This is a genomic window from Microbacterium imperiale (assembly GCF_017876655.1).
Lineage (GTDB): Bacteria > Actinomycetota > Actinomycetes > Actinomycetales > Microbacteriaceae > Microbacterium > Microbacterium imperiale.
Genome location: NZ_JAGIOK010000001.1, coordinates 821,648 through 842,992, shown reverse-complemented (window position 1 = coordinate 842,992; position 21,345 = coordinate 821,648). Strand labels below are relative to the sequence as shown.

18 protein-coding genes are annotated in these 21,345 nt (G+C 69.9%); 12 read left to right on the top strand and 6 right to left on the bottom strand.

The genetic code is table 11. From position 1 onward, the window contains the following. The first annotated feature begins 11 nt into the window (after positions 1-11). Entirely contained in the window at positions 12-1,355 is a 1,344-nt protein-coding gene (locus JOF37_RS04105) for an MFS transporter (RefSeq protein WP_210005341.1), read from the top strand. Then, entirely contained in the window at positions 1,355-2,113 is a 759-nt protein-coding gene (locus JOF37_RS04100) for an aspartate racemase/maleate isomerase family protein (protein ID WP_210005339.1), read from the top strand. The genes JOF37_RS04105 and JOF37_RS04100 overlap by 1 nt, the downstream gene beginning before the upstream one ends. On the opposite strand, the gene JOF37_RS04095 is transcribed toward JOF37_RS04100, so the two are convergent. After that, positions 2,083-2,709 (bottom strand): ScbR family autoregulator-binding transcription factor, encoded by a 627-nt coding sequence (locus JOF37_RS04095; protein ID WP_210005338.1) that lies wholly within the window; start codon positions 2,707-2,709, stop codon positions 2,083-2,085. The two genes, JOF37_RS04100 and JOF37_RS04095, sit on opposite strands and share 31 nt — an antisense overlap. Before the next feature lie 147 nt (positions 2,710-2,856). After that, positions 2,857-5,406: an excinuclease ABC subunit UvrA gene (locus JOF37_RS04090; RefSeq protein ID WP_210005337.1), complete on the bottom strand. Its 2,550-nt coding sequence runs from the start codon at positions 5,404-5,406 to the stop codon at positions 2,857-2,859. 42 nt (positions 5,407-5,448) lie between these two features. Between JOF37_RS04090 and JOF37_RS04085 the strand changes: the two genes are divergently transcribed. From JOF37_RS04085 to JOF37_RS04070, 4 genes are all read left to right on the top strand, one after another. Beyond that, positions 5,449-6,708, top strand: a complete 1,260-nt coding sequence (locus JOF37_RS04085) for an MFS transporter (RefSeq protein WP_271174841.1) — start codon at positions 5,449-5,451, stop codon at positions 6,706-6,708. Positions 6,709-6,851: 143 nt separating this feature from the next. Further along, positions 6,852-7,781 (top strand): CPBP family intramembrane glutamic endopeptidase, encoded by a 930-nt coding sequence (locus tag JOF37_RS04080; protein WP_210005336.1) that lies wholly within the window; start codon positions 6,852-6,854, stop codon positions 7,779-7,781. Further along, positions 7,778-9,010 carry a sensor histidine kinase gene (locus tag JOF37_RS04075; RefSeq protein WP_210005335.1) on the top strand — a complete coding sequence of 411 codons (1,233 nt, stop codon included), beginning with the start codon at positions 7,778-7,780 and terminating at the stop codon, positions 9,008-9,010. Before JOF37_RS04080 ends, JOF37_RS04075 begins: the two co-directional genes overlap by 4 nt. Then, a complete protein-coding gene (locus tag JOF37_RS04070; RefSeq protein ID WP_210005334.1) occupies positions 9,007-9,678 on the top strand; it encodes a response regulator in 672 nt (223 codons plus the stop codon). The genes JOF37_RS04075 and JOF37_RS04070 overlap by 4 nt, the downstream gene beginning before the upstream one ends. 82 nt (positions 9,679-9,760) lie before the next feature. On the opposite strand, the gene JOF37_RS04065 is transcribed toward JOF37_RS04070, so the two are convergent. The 3 genes from JOF37_RS04065 to nrdI all read right to left on the bottom strand — a co-directional run bounded on the left by JOF37_RS04065 (position 9,761) and on the right by nrdI (position 13,722). Next, positions 9,761-12,571 carry a glycoside hydrolase family 9 protein gene (locus tag JOF37_RS04065; protein ID WP_210005333.1) on the bottom strand — a complete coding sequence of 937 codons (2,811 nt, stop codon included), beginning with the start codon at positions 12,569-12,571 and terminating at the stop codon, positions 9,761-9,763. A 188-nt stretch (positions 12,572-12,759) separates the two neighbouring features. Continuing rightward, positions 12,760-12,963: a cold-shock protein gene (locus JOF37_RS04060; RefSeq protein WP_023951622.1), complete on the bottom strand. Its 204-nt coding sequence runs from the start codon at positions 12,961-12,963 to the stop codon at positions 12,760-12,762. Between the two features lie 309 nt (positions 12,964-13,272). Continuing rightward, positions 13,273-13,722, bottom strand: a complete 450-nt coding sequence (nrdI, locus tag JOF37_RS04055; protein WP_210005332.1) for a class Ib ribonucleoside-diphosphate reductase assembly flavoprotein NrdI — start codon at positions 13,720-13,722, stop codon at positions 13,273-13,275. Between the two features lie 187 nt (positions 13,723-13,909). Here nrdI and adhE point away from each other — a divergent pair, with 187 nt between their 5' ends. The 6 genes from adhE (at position 13,910) to JOF37_RS04025 (ending at position 20,539) form a co-directional block, all read left to right on the top strand. Then, a complete protein-coding gene (gene adhE / locus JOF37_RS04050) occupies positions 13,910-16,627 on the top strand; it encodes a bifunctional acetaldehyde-CoA/alcohol dehydrogenase (protein ID WP_210005330.1) in 2,718 nt (905 codons plus the stop codon). 58 nt (positions 16,628-16,685) lie between these two features. Beyond that, a complete protein-coding gene (locus tag JOF37_RS04045) occupies positions 16,686-17,678 on the top strand; it encodes an aldo/keto reductase (RefSeq protein WP_210005325.1) in 993 nt (330 codons plus the stop codon). A gap of 49 nt (positions 17,679-17,727) precedes the next feature. Beyond that, positions 17,728-18,639, top strand: a complete 912-nt coding sequence (locus JOF37_RS04040; protein ID WP_210005323.1) for a L,D-transpeptidase — start codon at positions 17,728-17,730, stop codon at positions 18,637-18,639. A 62-nt stretch (positions 18,640-18,701) separates the two neighbouring features. Then, positions 18,702-18,995: a DUF1905 domain-containing protein gene (locus JOF37_RS04035; protein WP_210007661.1), complete on the top strand. Its 294-nt coding sequence runs from the start codon at positions 18,702-18,704 to the stop codon at positions 18,993-18,995. Further along, on the top strand, positions 18,992-19,474 hold the full coding sequence (locus tag JOF37_RS04030; protein ID WP_210005322.1) for a prepilin peptidase: 483 nt from the start codon (positions 18,992-18,994) through the stop codon (positions 19,472-19,474). The genes JOF37_RS04035 and JOF37_RS04030 overlap by 4 nt, the downstream gene beginning before the upstream one ends. A 51-nt stretch (positions 19,475-19,525) precedes the next feature. Continuing rightward, entirely contained in the window at positions 19,526-20,539 is a 1,014-nt protein-coding gene (locus JOF37_RS04025; protein ID WP_210005320.1) for a YihY/virulence factor BrkB family protein, read from the top strand. A 40-nt stretch (positions 20,540-20,579) separates the two neighbouring features. On the opposite strand, the gene JOF37_RS04020 is transcribed toward JOF37_RS04025, so the two are convergent. Further along, positions 20,580-21,311 carry a glutamine amidotransferase gene (locus JOF37_RS04020; protein WP_210005319.1) on the bottom strand — a complete coding sequence of 244 codons (732 nt, stop codon included), beginning with the start codon at positions 21,309-21,311 and terminating at the stop codon, positions 20,580-20,582. Positions 21,312-21,345 lie beyond the last annotated feature (34 nt).

The following is a 21,345-nucleotide window of genomic DNA, read 5'->3' as shown; positions in this document are numbered from 1 at the left end:
GCGGGGTCAGCGTGATCGCGCTGCCCGCATTGTGCGCCGCGCAGTTCATGATCGCCTTGGATTACTCGATCATCTACGTCGCCTTGCCAACGATTGCGACCGAGCTGAGCATGACCGAGGCGAGCGCGCAGTGGATCGCTAGCGCCTATGCAATCTTCTTCGCAGGATTCCTGCTCGTGGGCGGCCGACTGGCTGACCGCTTCGGCACGAGGAGAGCCTTCGTCTTAGCCAGCGTGCTTTTCGGCGTGTTCAGCCTGCTCGGTGGCTTCGCTCAGAACGATGCTCTGCTTCTGATCGCCCGAGGCGGACAGGGGATCTCCGCCGCACTCTTGCAGCCGGCGGTGCTGGGGCTTCTCAGCGCGACCTTCGACGGCATCGCGCGCGCGCGGGCAGTCGCAGTCTGGGGTGCGGTCGGCGCCTCCGGGCTGGCGGTCGGGGTCGTGCTCGGCGGTGTCCTGACCGCGGTCGACTGGCGTTGGACGCTGCTGATCAACGTGCCGATCGCGGCTGTCGCGATCGTCGGCGCGATCCTGGGATTCGCGAAGACCGGGAAAGTGCAAGGTCGTGCCCCGATCCCGTTGTTGGGAGCCGCAGCCGGCACGGTCGCGTTGCTGTCGTCGGTGTTTCTCCTCACGATCGTGGCCGAGGCGCGTCCCGATCCCGCCCTACTCACCACCGCCCTTGTCGTCGCGCTCGTGAGCGGAACGGCCTTCCTCATCCATGAGCGCACCGGCGCACGCCCTTTGATCGACCGCGCTATCCGCAAGGTCCGGACAATCCGCCTGGGCTCCGTCGCGACCGCGTTCTACATGGCCAGCGTCGGTGCAGAGTTCTACCTCGTGACTCTCCTGTTGCAGCAAGTACACGGCTATGCCCCGCTCATGGCGGGACTCGGCTTCCTTCCCCTGGCGGCACTCGTCACGATCGGGAACATGGTCGCCGGCCGCCTCATTCCACGGTTCACGTCACCGCGCGTACTGTTCGCCGGGTTCGCAATCAGCGCGGCAGGTCTCGCGCTACTCGCGCTGACCGGAACGGTCAGCTCCTACGCGGCCGGAGTGCTGCCCGGACTACTCCTGAGCGGATTCGGCCACGGCGTCGTCTACACGTCGATGTTCAGTCTCGGAACGTCTCGGATACCGTCAGGGCTCGAAGGTGGGGCCGGTGCTGTGCTCACCACTTCTCAGTACCTGTCCTCAGCGGTGTCGGTCGCCATCCTGACCATCGTTCTCGCCGCAGCACCTGCAGAGTTGAGATTCCTGAGCGCTTTCGCTGTGACCACCGCGTTCGCGCTCGCAGGTATGGGGGTTGCCATCGTCGCCCGCCGAGACGTGAAGACGGAAGTGACGCACTGATGTCACCGGGCGACTACCGACTCGGTCTACTGGTCATCCACAATGATCCGGTTCCCGAAGCGGAAGCCTGGTTGTCGCGCCCGGTCTGGACGACCGTGCACACCGCCCGCTTCGACACCCCTCGAGCCCCCGGAGAGGAGTTCCGAGGAAAGTCCCTCGACTACCTCCTGAATGCGTCGGGGCTGCGGCGCTCCATCAGACATCTCGCAGATCTGGGCGTCCACTCGATCGGGTACTGCTTCGCCAGCAGCAGTCTGTTCGGCGGCGCACAGTTCGACGCAGAATTCCAGGACGTTGCGACAGAGATTGCCGGAGGCATCCCCGTCGTGACGTCGGGGCGGGCGCTGCGGGAAGCGGTGGCGGAGCGCTCCTCGCAACGCAAGCTCGTGGTCATCCCTCCATGGTTCTCAGACGAGACCATCGACGCGCTCAAAAAATACCTCTCCCTGCGCCCGGGTGTTGATACGACCTTTCGGTACGAGCTGCCCGCCGGGTGGACGACATACGAGCGGCCTGATCTGTTCGACGCCGGCGCCAGGCATGCAGTGAACGCCGACTCCCTCATCGCCCAGGTGGCTTTACAGCAGCCTGACAAACACGATGTGCTTGTCATCCCCGGCGGAGGGATGCACAGTCTCGGGGCACATCAGCTACTGGCAACCCGTTACGGGCTCGAGACCATTTCCGCGAATGGCGCGCTCGTCAACGCGCTCCATTCGGCGGCTGCTCACGCGGCAGCGATCATCCGATCCACGTAAGCCTCCGCGTGGGTGATTCCCAGGCCCGGCAGGAGATAAAGCCACATGGCGTCGAGGCGTTCGCAGATGCCCTGTCGTTGTTCAAGTTGATCACCCATCTCCTGCACGCCGAAGATACTGGCCACGATCACCCACGACACCTGACCGAGATCGATCGTGTCACCGATCTCGCCGAGGTCGCGGGCCTCCCCAAGGAGCGCCTTGACGTCGGTGATCCACCCTTCGAACGGGGTCGGCAACGTGGCCTCGACGTGTGCCGCTTCCTTGATCAGACGCATCGCCGCACGGCTGGCGACGTCGTCCCGAAATCCGATGGCGAGGTCGTGGGCGAACAGCATCAGCAGCTCGATGCCGTGATAACCCTGCTTTCGACGGGCGGGAACGTACTGAGCCCATGACTCGTACTGTTGCGCCGCGAGCGCTGACGCGAGATCCGCCTTCGACTCGAAGTGGAAGTAGAGAGAGCCGCGTGTGACGTGCGCGCGTTCGGCGATGTCGATCAGCCGTGTAGCGAGGAACCCGTTTGCATCAAACTCCTCGGCGGCAGCACTGAGCAGTCGCTCTCGCGTCTGGATCGCTCGCTCTTGACGGGCCACTGGGTATCCCCGTTCAGGTTGCGGGTACGGTCGGTCGCAAAGCATACACGGCCGGTTCTCCCGAACGCTCCGCGACGGCCTGCCCAGCACTCGCGTTCACCGGCACCGATCGATATGTGGAGACATCGACGTCGCTCACCGGGTTCTTCACGTCGCCGAGGTGGCCAGCCGCCGCGCGAGGTACGGCGCCGTCCGGCTCTCCGTCTCCCGCGCCACATCCCCCGGCGTCCCTGCCGCCACCACGCGCCCGCCCGCGTTCCCGCCGGACGGGCCGAGGTCGATGACCCAGTCGGCCGAGGCGACGACATCCATGTCATGTTCGACGACGACCACCGTGTTGCCGGCGTCGACGAGCGCATGCAGCTGCGTGAGCAGCAGGCGCACGTCGGCCGGATGCAGCCCGGTGGTGGGCTCGTCGAGCAGGTACAGCGTGTGGCCGCGTCGGGCTCGCTGCAGCTCGGTCGCGAGCTTGATGCGCTGCGCCTCGCCTCCCGAGAGCTCCGTCGCCGGCTGACCGAGTCGCAGATACCCAAGGCCGACCTCGCGCAGGGTGCGCAGGCTGCGGGATGCCGCGGGCACCGGCTCGAGGAAGTCGGCGGCCTCTGCAACGGTGAGGGCGAGCACGTCGGCGATGTTCTTGCCGCGGTAGGTCACCTCGAGCGTCTCGTCGTTGTACCGCGCGCCGTGGCACGTCGGGCACTTGCCGTAGCTTCCGGGCAGGAAGAGCAGCTCGACCGAGACGTAGCCCTCGCCGAGGCACGTCTCGCAGCGGCCTCCCGCGACGTTGAACGAGAAGCGGCCGGCGGTGTAGCCGCGCTCGCGGGCGAGGTCGGTGCCGGCGAACACCGCACGCACGGCGTCGAACAGGCCGGTGTAGGTCGCGAGGTTCGAGCGGGGCGTGCGTCCGATCGGCTTCTGGTCGACGCGCACGAGCCGGTCGATGTGCTCGAGGCCCGCGACGGTTCGCACCGTGAGGGCATCGGCTCGCGCGTCGGGGATCGTCGCTTCGGCCAGCCCCGCGGCATCCGTCGTCTCGTCGGCCGACTCGTCCGCCGTGTCGTCTCCGCGCAGGTAGCCGCGCACGACGTCGCGCAGCACACCGCCGACGAGCGACGACTTGCCCGACCCCGACACTCCCGTCACCGCGACGAACGTTCCGAGCGGGAACGCCGCGTCGACATGGGCGAGGTTGTGCAGTGAGGCGCCCTCCAGCATCAGCCAACCGGCGGGGGTGCGCACGGCGCGAGGCTCTGCGGCCCCGGCGTCGGCATCGGGGAACAGGAAGGGTCGCGTCACCGACTCGGCGACGTCGGCGAGCCCGTCGACGGTTCCGCTGTACAGCACCGCACCGCCGCCCTCGCCCGCTCCCGGACCGACGTCGACGATCCAGTCCGCGCCGCGCACGACGTCCATGTTGTGCTCGACGACGAACACCGAGTTGCCCGCCGCGGTCAGCTGCTCGAGCACATCGAGCAGCGGCTCGGCGTCGGCGGGATGCAGCCCCGCCGACGGCTCGTCGAGCACGTACACCACGCCGAACAGGCCCGAGCGCAGCTGCGTCGCCAGGCGCAGGCGCTGCATCTCGCCGGGGGAGAGGGTCGTGGTCACACGACCGAGGCCGAGGTAGCCGAGCCCCAGGTCGATGAGCACCTCGATGCGGGCGACGAGGTCGGTGGTGATCGCGACGGCGACATCCGTGCGCTCGCCCGACGACGACGTGGGCAGCGCGGGCGCGGCATCCGTCAGCTTCGTGGTGGGACGCAGGATGTCGGCGAGCTCGCTCATCGGCAGGGCGTTCAGCTCGGCGATGGTGCGGCCGGCGAAGGTGACGGCGAGCGCCTCGCGGCGCAGCCCCGACCCGCCGCACAGCGGGCAGACACCGGTGCGGACGAACTGCAGCACGCGCTCGCGCATCTTCGCGCTGTTCGAGTCGGCGAGGGTGTGGAAGACGTACTTCTTCGCGCTCCAGAACATGCCCTTGTAGGGCTTGGCGACGCGGTCGCGCTGCGGCGTGATCTCCACGACGGGCTGCTCGTCGGTGAAGAGGATCCACTCGCGGTCGGCGGGGTCGAGGTCGCGCCAGGGGCGGTCGACGTCGTATCCCAGGGCGATGGTGATGTCGCGCAGGTTCTTCGCCTGCCAGGCACCCGGCCACGCCGCGATCGCGCCGTCGCGAATGCTGAGCGACGGGTCGGGGACGAGTGTCTCTTCCGTGACGGTGTGGGCGACGCCGATGCCGTGACACTCGGGGCATGCTCCGGCGGCGGTGTTGGGAGAGAAAGCGTCGGAGTCGAGCCGGGTGGTGAATCCGTCGGGAAAGGTGCCCGCGCGCGAGAACAGCATCCGCAGCGAGTTCGACAGCGTCGTGACGGTGCCGACGCTCGAGCGCGAGCTGGGCGCACCGCGGCGCTGCTGCAGCGCGACGGCGGGCGGCAGTCCCGTGATCGACTCGACGTGCGGGTTGTGGCCCTGCTGGATGAGGCGCCGCGCGTAGGGCGCGACCGACTCGAGATACCGTCGCTGCGCCTCGGTGAAGATCGTGCCGAAGGCGAGTGACGACTTGCCCGACCCCGACACCCCCGTGAAGGCGACGATCACGTCGCGCGGAACGTCGACATCGACGTTCCGGAGGTTGTTCTCGTTCGCGCCGCGCACACGGACGAAGGCATCGGGGGTCGTGCGGCGGGTTCCGGACATCGGGCAAGCCTACGTGTCGGAGCCGCCCCCTAGGCTCGTGCGGTGGGTATCGCAGAATGGGTTGCGCCGCGCCGGTTGGGGCGCGACTTCCGGTGGCTGTTCGCATCGTCGGTGACGAGCAACATCGGCGATGGCATCGCGCTCGCCGCGGCCCCGCTGCTGATCGCATCGATGACGGACTCGCCGATCCTCGTCGCCTCCGGCGCCGTCATGCAGTACCTGCCGTGGCTGCTGTTCGGACTGCACGCCGGTGCCATCGCCGACCGGGTCGACCGCCGCCTGCTCATCATGGTGGCCAACGGCATCCGCGCTCTCGTGCTGGTCGCGCTCTGCGTCTTCCTCGTCACGGGCATCGCGAGCATCTGGATGGTGCTGATCGTGGCGTTCCTCTACGGCACCGCCGAGGTGTTCGTCGACACCACCAGCAGCACGCTGCTGCCGATGATGGTGCGCAAGTCCGACCTCGGCATCGGCAACGCCCGCCTGCAGGCCGGGTTCCTGGTCGCGAATCAGCTGGGCGGGCCGCCGCTGGGCGCCTTCCTGTTCGCACTCGGCTCGTTCTGGCCGTTCGCGGTGCAAGGGTCGTGCGTCGCGCTGGCGATCGTCCTGATCTCGCGCATCACGGCCACGCGTCGCGTCGAGCCGGCGGGTGCCCCGCGCGAGCGGACGCCGGTGCACACCGACATCCTCAGCGGCATCCGGTGGCTGTGGCGCAACCCGCCGGTGCGGACGCTGGTGATCATCATCCTGACGTTCAACGTGACGTGGGCGGCGCCGTGGGGCGTGCTCGTGCTGTACGCGACCGACTACCTGCAGATGGGGCCGGTCGGGTACGGCGCCCTCACCACGGCGTCCGCGATCGGGGGGCTGGCGGCGACCCTGCTGTTCGGACGGCTCGAGCGGCGCTTCTCGTTCGCAACGCTCATGCGCGTGTGCCTGTCGGCCGAAGTGCTCATGCATCTCGCGTTCGCCCTGACGACATCGGGCACGGTCGCGTTCATCATCATGATCGCGTTCGGCGCCTACGCCTTCGTGTGGGCGACCATCTCGACGACCGTGCGCCAGCGCCTCGTGCCGCACGAGCTGCAGGGCCGGATCGCCTCGGTGAACATGGTGGGTGTCTTCGGCGGTCTGGTCATCGGCCAGGCGCTCGGCGGCGTGATCGCGCAGGTGTGGGGACCGACCGGCCCCTGGTGGTTCGCCTTCGTCGGGGCGGCGATCACGCTGCTGCTCGTGTGGCGTCCGATCACGCACATCGCCGCCGCGAAACCCGTCGACGACGAGGATGCCGCTGCCGCCTGACCACGCTGCCGCCTGACCACTTGCACCTTTGGGTGGACATCGCGAAGTGCCCTCGTTCGGACGTCGAGCCGGATGCTGCCGGATTCCTACAGTCGACGACGACCCCGTTCCTCGGGGCGTGACGGCAACGGAAGGAACCACGCATGTCTGCCATTCGTGAAGGCAACAGCTCGACCGCCGGGATCGCCGGAGTGATACGCCGCAGACCGCTCGTGTCGTTCTTCGTGCTGGCGCTCGGCCTCAGCTGGGTGGCGTGGACGCCCTGGATCCTCTCCCGCGACGGACTGGGCGTCTGGGACTACGCGTTCCCGCGGATCTTCGGCACCTCGCAGTTCACCGGCATGCTCTTCGGCGCTTACGTCGGGCCGCTCGGGGCGGCGTTCATCGTCACGGCGTTGACGGGCGGCCGCGCGGGCCTGCGCGTCTGGGTGAGCCGGCTGCTGCGCTGGCGGGTCGCGCCCCGGTGGTACGCGGTGGCGCTGCTCGCGGTGCCGATCGCGGTGCTGGTGCTCGGCACGATCGCCTCCGGGGGACAGGTGCAGGCGCCGAGCCTCGTCGCCCTCGCGCTGTATGTCCCCGCGCTGCTGCTGCAGATGCTGACGACGGGGCTCGCCGAAGAGCCCGGCTGGCGCGACTTCGCGCTGCCGCCGCTGCAGGAACGCTTCGGACCGCTCGGCGCCGCCGCGATCCTCGGACCGCTGTGGGGAATCTGGCACCTGCCTCTCTTCCTCACCGAGTGGGGATCGTGGCCCGACCTCACGTGGCTGAACGTCGTCGAGTTCGTCGCCTTCAGCGCGCTGTTCAACGTCGTCATCATGTGGCTGTTCAACCGGTCGGGCCAGAGCCTGCCGATCGTGATGCTGTTCCACGTGAGCCTGAACAACACCGTCACCGTCTTCTGGGCCGAGATGTTCCCCACCGTCGGCGCGGACCAACTGCAGCACGTGCTGCTGATCGGCGCGACGGTGGCGGCGGCGATCACCATCGCACTCACCCGCGGACGCCTCGGCCTGCCCCGTACGACCCCCCTGGTGGGACGCCCCGCTCCGGAAGCCGCGAAGATAGCGGCATGAGGTCCTCACGGCGGATGCCGGGCGTCACGGATGTCGTCGTGGCGCTCGGCACCGGCGCGGCGACCCTTCTGGCGCTGCTGGCGGCCCCGCACCTGTTCGCCGGCGAAGCGACCGTGCGGATCGACACCGCAGCCTGGTGGATATCGGGCGCCGTCCTGGCAGCCCAAGCGATCGCCCTGTGCTTCGCGCGCGTCGCGCCGGTCTCGGTCCTGCTCGGCACCGCCACCGGGGCCCTGCTGGTCGGCATCCTCGCGCCGACGGGGCTCGGGAGTCTTGCGGATGCCGCGGTGCTGGTCGCCGTGCTCCGCACCACGCTGCTCGTTCCGCCGCGCCGGCTGCGGGTACTGCTGCCGGTCGCCGGGGTGCTCGTCGCCGGCGGCCAGACGGCCGACATCCTCGGCTCGAGCGCCGTTTCGGTGCCGGGCGCACTCGGTGCCGCCCTGCTGCAGGCGGTGGCGATCGTCGCCCTGCCGGCGGCGGGGGTATTGGCCGTCACCGCGCGGCGCGACGCGCATCGGGCCCGGACCGGCGAGACCGAGGCGATGCGCCGAGAGCGCGCCGCCGTCGTCGAGGCCGCCGTCGCGCGCGAGCGCGCCGCGATGGCCCGTGAACTGCACGACATCGCCGCCCACCACGTGTCGAGCATCGCGCTCATGGCCGGCGTCATCGAGCGCCAGATCGCGACCGACCCCGAGGCCGCTCGGGTCGCCGTCCGCCAGGTGCGCGAGCAGAGCCGGGTGCTGCTCGACGACCTCCGCCAGCTCGTCGGACTGCTGCGCCGCGACGGAGATGATCGCGATGCCGTCGAGACGCTCGAGACCGTCACCTCTCTCGTCGAGTCGGCGCGCGCCACGGGCCGCGTCGTCGAGCTGACGACGGCATCCGGCGGTGGGCAGGTCGGACCGCTCGGACAGCTCGTGATCTATCGCATGGTGCAAGAGGCGCTGGCCAACGCCGCCCGGCACGCCCCCGGAGCGTCGTGCGAGGTGCACCTCGATGGCACCCGACCCGACGTCTTCATCGCGACCGTGAGCAACGTGCCCGCGGCATCGGGCATCCCGTCCTCCGACGCCGAACCGGCGCGTGAGGGCTTCGGTCTGCTCGGGATGCGCGAGCGCGCCGGTCTCGTGGGTGGCACGCTGGAGGCGGGACCGGATGCCCCCGGCGGCTGGACTGTCCGCCTCACCGTGCCGGCCGAGCCGACGAACGCCCCGGGAGGGCCGACATGATCCGTGTGCTCGTCGCCGACGATCAGCCGCTCGCGCGCGCGGGCCTCGCCGCCCTGCTTGCCGCCGAACCCGACGTCGAGGTGGTGGCGACGGCGCCCGACGGCGTGCAGGCCCTCGAGCTCGCGGCATCCCTGCGGCCGGATGTGGCCTGTCTCGACATCCGGATGCCGGGCCTCACCGGCATCGAGGTGACCCGCGCCCTCGGTGACCGGGAAGACGGCGGCCCGAGCATTCCGGTGCTGATCCTGACCACCTTCGACCTCGACGAGTACGTGTTCGAGGCGCTCGAGGCGGGGGCCTCGGGCTTCCTGCTCAAGGACGCCGAACCCGAAGACATCGTGCGCGCGGTCCGCAACGTGGCCGCGGGCAACGGCACGCTCGATCAGACCGTCACTCGCCGCGTGCTGCGCGAGTTCTCGCGTCGTCGTGCGCTGCAGCGGGTGTCGACGTCAGCCGAGGCGGCGGGGCACCTGACCCCGCGCGAGCGGGAGATCCTCGAGCTGCTGGCGCAGGGCATGTCGAACGACGACATCGCCGCCGCGCTCACCGTCGAGGTCAGCACGGTGAAGTCGCACATCGTGCGCATCCTGCCGAAGCTCGGGGTGCGGTCCCGCCTGCAAGCGGTCGTCTGGGCGTATCAGAACAAGGTCGTCACCCCGCAGGACTGACGCGACGACCGCGCGCGAAGGCCGGCCGGCTCCCGGTGCCGCGCTGTCCGCCTGCACCGGAAGCCGACGCTCCTCGACTCGCTCAGCGGTCGCGCTGGCGGCGTCGAGCCAACGCGGTGCCGCTCACGATGAGGGCGAGCGCCGCGCCGACGACCAGCCACAGCGGTGCCCCGGCCATGCCGGTGCTCGCCAGCGCGCCGCGATCGGGTCGCGTCGACACGGCGGCTGGGGCGGGCGAGGGTGTCTCGTCGGCGGACGGGGGAACGATCACCGCAGCCGTCACCGTCGGCGTGAACGTCGCCGTGGCCGTCGTCCCGCGCGTGTCGTTCACGCGGTAGGCGACCGGCGGTGCAGTCCCCGTGAAGCCCGCGTCCGGCACGAACGCGATGCGCTCGCCGTCGAGCTCGTAGCGTCCGCCCTCGACCTCGATTACCGTGGCGGCCTTTCCGTCCGCGTCGAGCAGCGTCAGCGACGCGGCATCCAACGGGAAGTCCGGGTCGCCGGCGGTGTCGTTCTCGAGCGGAGCGACCGCGATACGCGACCCCGCGGGGCCCGACGCCACGTCATCCACCGCCGTCGGAGTCACGGCGACGAAGCCGTCGCCCAGATCCGCCACGAACGACGCGACCCAGGCGAGCGCGGAGTTCCAGTTGATGGTGATCTCGTTCACCGACCATGCCCCGATGTTGTCGACGTAGCAGGCCTGCGGTGCGCGCCCCTGCAGCCAGTCCGAGGCGACCGGATCCTGCAGCGACGAGTTCGGTCCGCCCGACACGGTGCCGACCGGTGGATGCGGCAGCTGCGGGTCGAGGGCGTTGGCGTACCACCGACTGTGCTGGTTGCGTGCGTCGTTCTCGCCGTATCCGGTCACGTACGACTGACCGATCACGTTGCGTCCCAGCAGATAGTCGTACCCCTCGACGACGGCGTCGGCGTAGCGAGGCCGTTGTGTGAGGTCGAATGCCGTGGCCAGCACGACCTGATTGTTCAGCACCGACGAGTTCGAGCCCCAGTCGTAGAGTCCCTGCGGCGGCGCATACGGCTGTCCGAACGGCTGCGCGCGCTGATCGGCGATCAGCCGGTCGGCGGCATCCACGACGGAAGAACGGATGCGGTCGATGTCGGGCAGATCGGTGGCGAACCGCGCCAACTGCATCCGTGCGATCGGTCCGACCTCACCCCAGTAGAAGCCGTCGGCGTCGAAGACCTCCTGCTGGTGCAGCGGGTTGTCCTCCACTTCTGCGCGGTAGCGGTCGCTGCCGGTCGTGAGATAGAGCTCCGCCGCCGCCCAGTAGAACTCGTCGGTCACGGTCTCGTCGGCGTAGGTGCCGCCGCCCTCGCCGTCCTCCTCGGGGGCGAGCAGGTCGGGGTGGGCGAGCGCCGCGTCGTACGCCCGTTCTGCAGCCGCGAGCAAGCGTTCGGAGAACGCGGCGTCGTACGGCTCGAACAGGCGCGAGGCCTGTGCCGCGGTGGCGGCCAGGTTGAGGGTCGCTGCGGTCGACGGGCGGTGCAGCAGGCGTTCCTGTGGGTCCTCGTGCGGAAGCAGCGGCAGCCCGGTCCACGCTCGATCGTGGACCTTGTGCCAGGCCATACCGGCGAGCGGGTCGCCGGCGGGCACCTGCATCCGCAGCAGGAAGTCCATCTGCCAGCGCGCCTCATCGAGGATGTCGGGCACACCATTGCCGCGCTCGGGCAGGGCCAGGGTCGAGTCGCCGAGGGCATCGCTCGTTCCCGCCGCCAGGGCGCGCTCGTATGTCGAGAGCAGCTGCGCGACCGCGATTCCGCCGTTGACGACGTACTTGCCGTGATCCCCGGCGTCATACCACCCGCCACTCACATCGTGGCGGCCCGTGCACGTCCAGTCATCGGCCCAGGGCTGCGGTTCCAGGCAGGCGACGTCGTCGTCGCCTTGGTTCGCCCCGGCGCCGACGTGACCGGCCGGACGCGCGTACGCCGCCCCAGCGATGGCACCGTCGATCTCGATGCCCGAGCGGTTGGTGTAGAAGAACCGCATCGAATCCGTGCGCAGCGACTGGAAGACGTCGTCTGAGATCCTGAAGGGATGGCTGCGCTCATCGCCGACCCGTAGCCGAAGATCGTCGCCGGGTGTGGTCACGGACGAGAAGTCGATGCGATGCACTTCGACGCCGGCGCTCGGATCGAAACCGGCCGGCTCCGTCGTTCCGGTGGCGAGGGCCGCGCCGTCCGCGGCCTCGAGCGTCCACGCCAGCGCTTGATCTGCGCCGGAGACGATGGTCGCTCGCTTCGGTCCCTGCGTCAGGTAGCCCACCTGATTGACCTTGATCGCGGGGCCCGCATCGGGAGTGTAGGTGTAGGCGGTACCGGTGAGCGACACGTCGTCGAAGCAGACGACGGTTCCGGCACTCGCCCCGCCCAGCCGGAACTGCAGCTGCGCGAGATGGTAGCTCTCGGTCGGAGACGTCTCGAAGCGGTACGCGAACTCCCGGGGCCGCGCGTCGAGGGCGAAGCTCTGCTCCATCCAGTCTTCCGTCGAGGCGCCGGCATAGGTGCCGGCCTTCGTGCCCGCGGTCAGGGGAGCGGATGCCGTCGCCGTGAAGCGCAGCTCGAAGCCGGTCTCGCCGGGGAGCGTGATGTCGTTGTGTCCGAGAAGCACGTCCCACGGATTGGCCGTCTGCTCCGTGACCGTCGCGCACATGCGCCCGTCCGGGTTCGACAGCGCCACGGGGCCGCTCGTCCACCACGGGCTCGCGTCGACGTCGAAGGCCGGGTTGGGTAGCAGCTGATCATCGCCGATCTCGGCCGGGGCAGCCGCGTCCGCCCCGATCGGGGCGGACGCGATGATGGCGCAGGCCAAGACTCCGACCGCCGCGGTGGTGATGATGCGTCTCCGATGACGCGTCGTTGCGTGCATGCAAGCTCCTTCGCTTCGAGAGCGCTCCCACGAGCGCTGCGGCACACGCTAGCGAAGGTTGCGGCTGCGGCATCCGTTCATTCGTCAGACCCCGCCGGATCTGGCTGGAGCGCCCCGGTGAATCGACCGGAACCGGATACGACGAAGGGGCCGGCCCGATGGGCCGACCCCTCCTGTGCGTCGAACGCTCAGAGAGCGCGGATGTTCGTCGCCTGCAGGCCCTTCTGGCCCTGCTCCACGTCGAACTCGACCTTCTGGTTCTCGAACAGGTTGCGGTGTCCAGTGCCGGCAATGGCGCTGAAGTGCGCGAACACGTCCGCGGTGCCGTCGTCCGGAGCGATGAAGCCGAACCCCTTCTCCGAGTTGAACCATTTGACGGTGCCAGTGGCCATGTCGTCATTTTCCTTCTGTGTTCTGGGACCACCGCTGTGATGATCCGGGGTACCGCAGCGGTCGAACCGCCGCGGAGTCTATGGGTGCGAACCGTGTTCGCAGAGAGGTGACCGACGCTAGATGGTCGGTTCAGGGGCCGAGAGCAGGGCCCGAATGCGTGAGATCGACGGCGGAACTGAGGACAAGCACATCGACGTGAAGCCGACGGAGGGGTGCGCCGAGACACACCGACTCTCGAATGCTACGCGAAAGCGGCGGTTCCGTGGGCCGAAAGTGTCACAGTCGGACCGGAATCGACGCGAATCTTCTCAATCGGACGGGTCGTCCGGTCGCTTCTCGGCGAACCTGGCGTCGAAGGCGGCGAGTCGCCGGGCGCATTCGGTGACGTCCTCGGGGGTGCCGGCGAGCTCGAACTCGAAGATCACCGGGCGGCCCGACACGCGCGACAGTTCCCGCGCCGCCGCCTGGTAGTGCTCGCCGAAGTTCCGGTTGCCGGATCCGATGATGCCGACTAGCCGCCGCCTGGTCGTGGGGGAGCGCAGGAAGCCCCGCACGGGCGCGGGCAATGTGGCGTGCGCGTCGTTGCCCGCTTTGTACGACGGCGTCAGCAGCACCCAGGGCCCGTCGGGCTCACTCGCCCGGACCTCGCGCTGCGAGAGGTCGAGCACGGGGCGGCCATCCGCCGCCGTGAGGTGGGTGGCGAAGCGGCGGATCAGGTTCGAGACCGACGAGTAGTAGTAGACGGGCAGCTGCACCACGTCCTCAGTCTCGCGCGGTGGCCCCGCGTCGGCCACCGTCGTCCGGTGGAGAAAAGGCGCGAATAGTTCCGGCCCGCCCTCTGGTGTGGTCAGACCACAGGGTGCAGACTGAAGGCACGGGGTCGAGGTCCCTCTATCCCGGTTTCGGACACAGACGCGGACCATCTCCGCGCCGGGAAGGCTCACGATGTCCATCGCCATCGACGCCCTCGTCGCTCGGGCCCAGCGCGCCCTCGACGAGTACGCGCACTTCACCCAGGAACAGATCGACCACATCGTCCGCAAGGCGTCGGTGGCCGCGCTGCACCATCACGGCGAACTCGCCGTGATGGCCGTCGAGGAGACCGGGCGCGGCCTCTTCGAAGACAAGGCAGTGAAGAACATGTTCGCGTGCGAACACGTGACGCACTCGATCATCGACCAGAAGACCGTGGGGGTCATCTCCCACGACGAGCTCACGGGCATCACCGAGATCGCCGACCCCGTCGGCGTCGTGTGCGCGCTCACGCCGGTCACCAACCCGACCTCGACCGCCATCTTCAAGTCGCTCATCGCGCTGAAGACCCGCAACCCGATCGTGTTCGGGTTCCACCCGTCGGCGCAGCGCTGTTCGTCCGAGGCGGCTCGCATCGTCCGCGACGCGGCGGTGGCCGCGGGGGCGCCCGAGCACTGCATCCAGTGGATCGAGGAGCCGTCGATGGAGGCCTCGGGTGAGCTCATGCACCACCCGGGTGTGGCGCTGATCCTCGCCACCGGGGGCAACGCCATGGTCCGCGCCGCGTACTCGTGCGGCAAGCCCGCTCTCGGTGTCGGCGCCGGCAACGTCCCCGCCTTCGTCGAGCGCACCGCCGACGTGGGCCGCGCCGTCAACGACATCGTGCTGTCGAAGTCCTTCGACATGGGCATGGTCTGCGCGAGCGAGCAGGCGGTCATCCTCGACGCCCCGATCGCGGACGAGGCGCTGGCCGAGTTCGACCGGCTGCACGCCTACCGGGTCTCGGCCGCCGAGAAGGCCATGCTCGAGGACTTCATCTTCGGGGTGAGGGCCGACAGTGCGAACTGCGCCGATGCGAAGCTGAACGCCCGCGTCGTCGGGCAGTCGCCGGTGTGGATCGCGGAGCAGGCGGGCTTCACCGTTCCCGCCGACACGTCGATCCTGCTGGCCGAGGTCAGCGGCGTGGGCCCGCACGAGCCGCTCACTCGCGAGAAGCTCGCTCCCGTCCTGGCCGTCCTGCGTGCAGCCAGCCCCGAGGAGGGCATCGAGCTCTCGCGTCAGATGGTCGCCTTCGACGGACTCGGACACTCCGGCGCCATCCACTCGAACGACGCGGACGTCATCGCGCGCTTTGCCGAGGTGGTCAAGGCGGTGCGCATCATCGAGAACTCGCCCAGCGCCCTCGGCGGCATCGGCGACATCTACAACGCGTTCCTGCCGTCGCTGACGCTCGGCTGCGGCTCCTATGGACACAACTCGGTCTCGAACAACGTCTCGGCGGTGAACCTCGTGAACGTCAAGCGCGTCGGACGGCGCAACAACAACCTGCAGTGGTTCAAGATCCCGGCCAAGACCTACTTCGAGCCGCACGCCATCCGCTACCTCGCCGACATGCGCGGTGTCGAGCGGGTGACGATCATCACCGACGAGACGATGACCTCGCTCGGGTATGTCGATCGCATCACCGATGTGCTGAACCGGCGTGAGAACCGCGTGCAGGTGCAGCTGATCAACAGCGTGCGGCCCGAGCCGAAGGTGTCCGAGGTGATGGCCGGTGCCGAGCAGCTGCGGCAGTTCCAGCCCGACACGATCATCGCGCTCGGCGGGGGATCGCCGATGGATGCCGCCAAGGTCATGTGGCTGCTGTACGAGAACCCCGAGATCGAGTTCTCGGACATGCGCGAGAAGTTCTTCGACGTCCGCAAGCGCGCGTTCACCTTCCCCGAGATGGGTAAGAAGGCCAAGCTCGTGTGCGTGCCGACGACCTCGGGCACGGGCTCCGAGATGACGCCCTTCGCGGTCATCACCGACGACGCCACCGGCATGAAGTACCCGCTCGCCGACTACGCGCTGACGCCGTCGGTCGCGATCATCGATCCCGAGCTCACGCGCGTGCTGCCCGGGTTCCTCGTCGCCGACGCCGGCTTCGACGCCCTGACGCACGCCACCGAGGCCTACGTGTCGGTCTACGCCAACGACTACACCGACGGCCTGTGCCTGCACGCGATCAAGCTCATCTTCGAGAACATCGAGCGCAGCACGAAGGCGCAGCCGGGATCGACGGATGCCGCTGACCGGCGGGCCCGCGAGAAGATGCACAACGCCGCATCCATCGCCGGCATGGCCTTCGGCAATGCGTTCCTCGGCATCGTCCACGCGATGGCGCACGTGACGGGCGCGACCTACAAGCTGGTGCACGGACGGACCAACGCGGTCTACCTGCCCCACGTCATCCGGTACAACGGCACGGTGCCGACCAAGCTGACCAGCTGGCCGAAGTACGAGCGCTACATCGCCCCCGAGCGCTTCCAGCAGATCGCGCAGCACCTGGGCCTGCCGGCATCCACCCCGGAGGAGGGCGTCGAGAGCTATGCCCGGGCGGTGGAGGAGCTGCGCGACCGCGTCGGCATCGAGCGCTCGTTCCAGGCTCAGGGCGTGGACGAGGCCCGCTTCCTCGACAACCTGCACAACCTGGCCATGGCCGCGTACGAAGACCAGTGCGCGCCGGCCAACCCGCGCATGCCGATGATCGAGGACATGAAGACCCTCATGGAGGCGGCGTACTACGGCACCTCCTTCGCCGAGGTGCGGGCGACGCGCGCGGGAGCCGTGGCGGCGGCCGACGCGGTCGCCGGCCCCGCGCCCGTCACGAAGACGACGGGCAAGGCGAAGGCCACCCGCGGGGCATGACCCCGTGAATTCCGGAGGGCCGGGCCCGCGGGTCCGGCCCTCCGCCTACGCTGGAGCCATGCAGCAGCGCCGCCTCGCGTCCACGTCCCGTTCCGTCTCGGCCATCGGCCTGGGCACCTGGCAGCTCGGTGCGGACTGGGGGGATGTCGACGAGGCCCAGGCCCGCGCGGTCCTCGCGGCCTCCGCCGACGCCGGAGTCACCCTCTTCGACACCGCCGACGTCTACGGCGACGGCCGCAGCGAGAGCATCATCGGCCGCTTCCTCGCCGAGCGACCCGGGCACGGCATCACTGTGGCGACGAAGATGGGCCGGCGCCTCGCCCAAGAGCCCGAGAACTACACCCCCGAGAACTTCCGTCAGTGGACCGAGCGGTCACGGCGCAACCTCGGCGTCGACACCCTCGACCTCGTGCAGCTGCACTGCCCGCCGACGGCGGTCATCGAGGCCGACGCCACCTATGACGCCCTCGACGAGCTGGTCGCCGCCGGCGCCATCGCCGCCTACGGCGTCTCGGTCGAGACGACGGCGCAGGCGCTCGCCGCGATCGCGCGCCCGCACGTGACCAACGTGCAGATCATCGTCAACCCGTTCCGGCTCAAGCCGCTCGACGAGGTGCTGCCCGCCGCCGCGAACGCTGAGGTCGCGATCTTCGCGCGCGTGCCGCTGGCGTCCGGGCTCTTGAGCGGTCGCTACACCGCGCAGACGACCTTCGCCGCCGACGACCACCGCTCGTACAACCGCCACGGCGAGGCGTTCGACCGCGGCGAGACCTTCTCGGGCGTCGACTTCGAGACCGGTGTCGCAGCCGCGCGGCGCCTGGCCGACACGCTGCCCGACGGCGTCTCGCTGCCGGCGGCGACCCTCGCGTGGATCGCGTCGCGCCCCGGTGTCACGAGCGTCATCCCCGGCGCCCGCACGCCCGACCAGGCCCGCGCGAACGCCGCGGCGGCCGCGCTGCTCGAGGACGGCACCGACCTGACGCCGTTCGCCGACGCCGTCGTCGCCGTCTACGACGAGCTGCTGCGCGCCGACATCCACCCGCACTGGTGACGCGCCGCCGTCCCTTGCGTCACCGCGCCGACCGACCCACCATGGGCGTATGAGCCGTCGTCTGCACCCCGCCGCGGTCGTCGCCGTTCTCGCGGTGGGGGCGATGGCGGCCGCCGGGTTCTGGGCGCTCGCTCCGCTGCGTGACCTCGCGTCGGTGCGCGAGGCCGCGCCGGTCGCCTCCGTCGCGGACGTCGAACCCGCTGCCGCCTCGACGGCCGACCCGTCGACGGATGCCGCTCCCGCGCCGCATCCGCGCAACGACACCGTGTACGACATCTCGACGTTGCCGCTCATCGACGTGCGGTCGGTCAATCCGGCGATCCCGGTGGACGACGACCCCACCGGGACCCTGACATCGTCGCAGGCGCGACCGCTCGGAGCGGGTGCCCCGGTGTTCGCCGACCCGGCGGGGGAGCCGGTCGGTTATCTGCCGCGCGAGCATCACTACGGCGGCACGACCGTTCCGGTCGTGGTGGCCGAGACCGACTGGGTGAAGGTGCTTCTTCCGGGCCGACAGGGCGTGCCGCCCGAGGGCAACGGCGGGCAGACCGTCGGCTGGCTGCGCGCGGCCGACGTCGAGCTCTCGATCACCGCGGAGTTCGTCGAGGTCCACCTCGCGGCCAACACCATCGACATCGTCAGCGCGGCCGGGCGCGAGCGCGTGTCGGAGCAGTTCGCCTGGGGCAAGGAGTCGACGCCGACGCCGACCGGGCGCACCTTCGTCATGTGGACGACCATCGTGCCCGAGTTCCGCTACACCGACGGCCACCCGATGGTCTACCTCGGCGTCCAGTCGCCGGTCATGGCGGGCTTCGACGGGGGAGACGTCGCCGTCACCGCGTTCCACTACTACCGGATGCGCGAGGGTGCGACCTCGTTCGGCTGCATCTACCTCGACGGGCCGGCGACCGACCGCCTCGCCCAGCTGCCCGAGGGCACGCCGGTGATGATCCTGCCCTAGGGTCGCTGCGCTGTGGAGACCCCGCGCCGTGGCGGCCTGGCGCGCTCTACGCTGAGCGGGTGATGCTCGCATTCGACGCCGAGGTGTTCCGCTGGGAGGCCCGGACCCAGGACTGGTACTTCGCCGCCGTCCCCGACGAGGTCAGCGCCGACATCCGCGAGATCCCCCGGATGCCGCGCGGCTTCGGGGCCGTGCGCGTCACAGCGACGATCGGTGCGACCACCTGGACCACCTCGATCTTCCCGGACGCCGGCCGCGGCGTCTACGTGCTGCCGCTCAAGCAAGCGGTGCGGCGGGCGGAGGGGATCGGCGCGGACGGCATCGTGGCCGTGCGGCTCGAGGTGCTCGACGCGTGACCGGCCCGGGGCTCGCCGCGGCGCTGCTCCTGCTCGCGCCGATGGCCGTGATCGGCGTCGCGCTCGTCGTCATCGACCTGCGGGATCATCGGTTGCCGAACCGTCTCGTCCTTCCGCTGTATCCGCTCGGTATCGCCTATGCCGCTGCCGTCGCGATGGCGCACGGCTCGGTGTCACCGCTTCTCGGCGCCGCCGCTTCGGGGGCGGTCGTGTTCGGGGCGTCGTACCTGCTGTACCGGGGCGGCGGCGGCCTCGGCGGGGGAGACGTGAAGCTCGCCGGCGCCCTCGGGCTGGTCACGGGCGCGCACGGCTGGGAGGTGCCGGTCATCGCGACCGTCGTCGCCGTGCTCAGCGGCGGCCTGTTCGCGCTCACGCTCATCGCGCTGCGGCGGGCGGACCGGCGCACCCGCATCCCGTTCGGTCCATTCCTGGTGGGCGGCGCCGTGGTCGCCGTCGGATCGGCCCTGCTGGGCGGGTGAGGCGGTGTCAAGTGCCCGCGGCAGGCGGAAGGCCGCCGCTATCGTGGCGGCATGGCCGACTCCACGTTCGTCTCGCGCTCGATCGCCTGGGCCCTGGAGCGCAAGCCCGTCCGGGCCTTCCTGCTCTACAGCGAGCACCGGGGCCCGGTCCTCGCCGACAGTGTCACGTACCGCACGCTCTTCAGCGTCTTCGCCGGTGTGCTGCTGGGTTTCTCCGTCGCCGCGCTGTGGCTCGCGGGCGACCCGGTCGCCTGGCAGGCGCTCATCGACGCCGTCAACCGCGTGATCCCCGGCCTCGTCGGCGAGGACGGGCTGATCAAGCTCGACGACATCACCGCCCCCGCGGGGCTCACGATCGCGGGCGTCATCGCCACCGTCGGTCTGCTCGGCGCGGCGATCGGCGCGATCGGATCGCTGCGCACGGCGATGCGCGCGATCGCCGACGAGCTGACCGACGACCTGCTGTTCGTCTGGGTGCTGCTGCGAAACCTCGCTCTCGCGATCGGCATCGGCGGGGCGCTGGTCGCCGCGGCGGGCGTGACGTTCCTCGGGACCGCCGGCGTCGGCCTGCTCGCCGACCTGCTCGGCTTCGCCGACTCGAACCCGTTGGTGCAGTTCGCCGGCTGGGCGGTGTCGCTCGTCGTGGTGTTCGCGCTCGACACGGTCGCCGTGGCGGTGCTGTTCCGCGTGCTCTCGGGCGTGAAGGCCCGCAAGCGCGCGCTGTGGAGCGGCGCTCTTCTCGGCGGCGCGGGGCTGACGGTGCTGCAGCAGCTGTCGGGCCTGTTCGTCGGCGGAGCGACATCCAATCCGCTGCTGGCGTCGTTCGCCTCGCTCATCGCGCTGCTGCTGTGGCTGAACCTGTCGTCGCAGGTCATCCTCATCGCGACGGCCTACATCGTCACGGGTGCGCGCGAACAGGAAGACCGCGTGCGGGCTCGGTTCGGTGCCCGCACCTTCCTGCAGCGCCGCGTCCAGCGCGCAGAGGATGCCGTCTCGGCGGCCGCCCGCGAGCTCGAGAAGGCTCGCGAACTCGAGGCCGAGGAGCGCGCCGGCTCGAAGGCCTGACGCGCCGCCCGCCCGCCGCACGCTGACCCGCGCCTACGCGTCAGCGTGCGTAGCGCTCGACGAACGTGCGCAGGATCGATCCCGTATGGGTGACGGTTGCGCGCCGCACGGCGCTCAGCGTGAGGTCGAGCTCGTCGGGGGCGAAGTAGCCGTGGTCGGCGTAGGCGTGGATGCGCGTCGTGATGCCCTCGAGGTCGAGCTCGGGGTGGAACTGCGTCGCATAGACGTTGGCGCCCACGCGGAACATCTGCACGGGGCACCCCGCGGAGGAGGCCAGGAGCGTCGCCCGCGACGGCAGGGCCGAGATCGCTTCCTTGTGGCCGACGAATGCGGGGAAGGTCGTCGGCAGCCCCTCCAGGAGGGGATCGGCGCGCCCCGCGGCCGTCAGCTCGACATCGACCACGCTGATCGGTTCGCCGAAGCGTCGGTCGATGCTCGCGCCGAGGAAGGCTCCGACGGTGCCGATTCCGTAGCAGGCTCCGAGGAACGGGGTGTCAGCGGCGACGACGCGCTGGAGCAGCGCCGCGAACTCCGCCTCGACGCGTCGCTGCACCGCCGTCTTGCGTTCCCACGGGTCCGAGGCGTTGAACGGTCCGCCCCCGACGAAGATGCCGGAGATCTCGTCGAGATCGATCGCCGGCATGGGGCCGGCTTCGAGGCGGACGCGTCGCAGCGAGGCGGGTTCGAGCCCCGCGTGACGCACGAACAGCTCGTACTCCTCATCGGCCGGGACATCCTCGGCGCGGGTCGCCAAGAGGACGAATGGCTTCACGCCGATCCTCCGCTCCGTAGTGCTCTCGGACCCA